Source organism: Gemella sp. 27098_8_149 (assembly GCF_041433745.1).
Taxonomy (GTDB): Bacteria; Bacillota; Bacilli; order Staphylococcales; family Gemellaceae; genus Gemella.
This window is the reverse complement of record NZ_JAPWCB010000035.1, coordinates 1-3017: the sequence shown is the minus strand read 5'-3', so window position 1 is coordinate 3017 and position 3017 is coordinate 1. Positions and strand designations below refer to the sequence as shown.

The 3017-nt window shown below is 35.3% G+C and carries 1 protein-coding gene; it reads right to left on the bottom strand.

The window, feature by feature from the left end; all coding sequences use genetic code 11:
- On the bottom strand, nucleotides 1–3017 hold a 3017-nt coding region (locus tag O3801_RS08470; protein WP_371454672.1), incomplete at both ends, for a hypothetical protein.

Sequence of the window (3017 nt, the reverse complement as noted above, 5' to 3'; positions counted from 1 at the left end):
TACAGTGTAAATAACTGGTACTTCTACTTCTCCAGCTTTACCTGGTGTTGAAGTTTTCGGTAATGTAACATTTGTTAAATCAACTTTAACAGTTGCTCCTTCAGGAAGTTTTTTCTTGAATTCTTCATTGTTGATTGCATTTTCTGCATCTTTACCAACTTTATCTTTTAATTCTTTTTCTGAAAGATCTTTCGGTACAATAACTGAACCTGCTGTTGGTTTTGGTAATACTGTTACTGGAACTTTAACGTTTTCTTTGAATTTACCATTATCGTAAGTTACTGGTACTTCAACTTCAACGTCTTTATCCCCTGCTTTTCCTACTGTAGATGGAACTTTTGTAGGGTCTCCTACTGTTCCACCTTCTCCAGGTGTAATACCTTTCTTAATTTCTTCAGAATTTGGTGTGTCACCTTCAAATACTACTACTTCTGGTGGAGTTGAAGAGACAACATTTACTGGTACTTCAATCACTTTAGTGATTTTGTTTCCATCTTTGTCTTTGTATTCAACTGTTACAGTTGCTGGTTTTTCTGTTTTACCTGTTTTATCTGTTCCAGGAGTTGTTTCAACATTTGTTACTGTAACTGTTACACCTTCTGGAAGACCGTTAAGTTTTTTAGCTGCTTCTTCTGCTTTTTCTTTAACAACTTTTGCTAATTCAGTCTTATCAGCATCTTTAGGTACTGTTACACCTTCTGGTTTAACTTTTGGTAATACTGTTACTGGTACTGTTACTTCTTCAGGATCTTTTACTCCTTCATATGTTACTGGTACTTTTACATTTACATCAGTTGCTCCAACTTTACCTTCTGTTGTTGGGATAGCTTTGTTGATGTCTTCATCAGTTACAGGTGTTGCAGTTCCATCTGTATCAGGAGTAATTGCTTTGTTTACATCTTTAGCTTCCGGTTTGTCACCTTCTACAACGTATACAGGTTTAACATCTGAACCTTTAACATTTACTGTTACAGGGATTGTAGTTGTGTAGTCTTTTCCATCAACTGTGTATGTTACTGGTACGTTAACAGTACCTGTGTTTGTTCCTTTTTCAGCTGTTATTTTAGCTAATACATCTTCAGTCACATCGCCAACAGTTACTTTTGCACCTTGTGGTAGTTTAGATACAAAATCAGTTGCTTTAACGGCTTCATCAGCTTTAGCTTTTGCTAAGTCTTTCAGTTTATCTGGAGTTGTTCCTTTAGCTACTGTTACATCACCTTTAGCTACTGGTAATACTGTTACTGGAACTTTAACTGTTTCAGTTACTTTTCCATTATCGTAAGTTACTGGTACATCTACTGATACATCTGTTTTTCCAGCTTTATCTTTTGTAGATGGAACTGTTGTTGGTTCTCCAACTGTTCCACCTTCACCTGGTGTTACTGAATCTTTGTCTAATTTTGGTGTTTCACCTTCAAATACTACTACTGGTTTTGTTGTTGATTTAACAACATTTACCTCAATATCAACAGTAGTTTCATATGTTTTACCATCTACTGTATAAGTTACTGGTACTTTAACAACACCACGTCCATCTTCAGCAACTTTCGTAATTGCGATTTCATCTTTATTAACAAAAGTTGAACCATTAGTGTCACCTAGTGCAGCTGTACCAGTAACATCTGTTAATAATTTTGTGAATTCTGGAGATTTAATCGCTTCTTGAGCTTTCGCATAAGCAATTGCTTTAAGTTGTTCATCAGTCGTATTAATTGGTACTGTAATAACTGAGTTAGTTTGTAAACTATTGATAAAGATTACTTTACCATATTTGTAATCAGGATTATCTGAATCTGCTAAACCATTACGGTTAAATTCATTTTCATATGGAGGTGTTAATCCATTAGCAGTATATGAGTACAGTCTGTTACCTTCTGCATCTGTATCTCCAAATCCACTCTTAACTGTTACTTTAAAGTCAGCTGGTCCTACGAAGTTATCTGCAGCTGTAAATGGAATACTTGTTGTACGAGAGTTTGTCTCTGCTGCAGCCATACGATTTCCTGCTGGTACGTTATACGTTAATTTTCCACCTTTTGAGTTATCACTTGGATCATTTGGAACCCATTTGATAGTATTTGCCCAAACATTTCCTAACCAGTTTGATCCACCATTGGCATTGTAGATTTTATCTTCTAATACTACACCTTTAGGAACTTCTACTGTTACTTCGACATTTGATGCATTATAATAGTCAATATTCATTCCACCAGTGTTTTTAATTGTAATGTCAAAGTTACCTTTTTGACCTTTTTCGTAGATTGTATCTTTTGTATAACCGTATTCACCTGTTTTACCATCTGAACGAACGTTTGTTACTACTTCAGCAGCTGGTGCAGTTGCAATACCAATACCACCGATTAAGTAACCATCTTTAATATTGATCTTGTTGTCATTAATTAAAGTATTTGTTCCTTGACTTCCAGCTTCAATTAACACTTTAATTTTTGTAGTTTCTGCTGGAATATCATAAATACGGTCTAAGTGGTTCCATCCATTAGCAGCCAAAGCAGCTTGTTCTGTTGCTAATGGTCCATTTTTACCTTCAACTGGTTTGATTTCTTTACCAGTAAATGCATCTACTATTGTTAATTTAACTCTTTCACCTGCTGATGTTGATGTTGAACCTCCGTATGCAGCACTGTGAATTAAGTTAACATTTAAACGTGAATTCCCGTTTACATCAAATTCTTTAGAAAGTGTTGTACCTTTACTTCCTAATTCTAGGTAGTAATCACGGTTTTTAACTTCACCAAACGCATTTGTTCTCATTACATCAATTGTTGGAGTTACTGAAGGAACAGCACCACTACCATTGACATAACTATTTTCACCTGAAGTTTGGTATTTTTTCAATTCTCCATCGTTTGAATAGATTTTTGATTTTGGCACTTCACGAGTACTTGCGTTCCCGTCTTTATCAGTAACATTTGTTACATCAAGAGGTTTAACAGCATTTACTTTCTCACCAACTTCAATTTTCCAACCGTTTAAAGCACCAGCTTCTGCTTCAG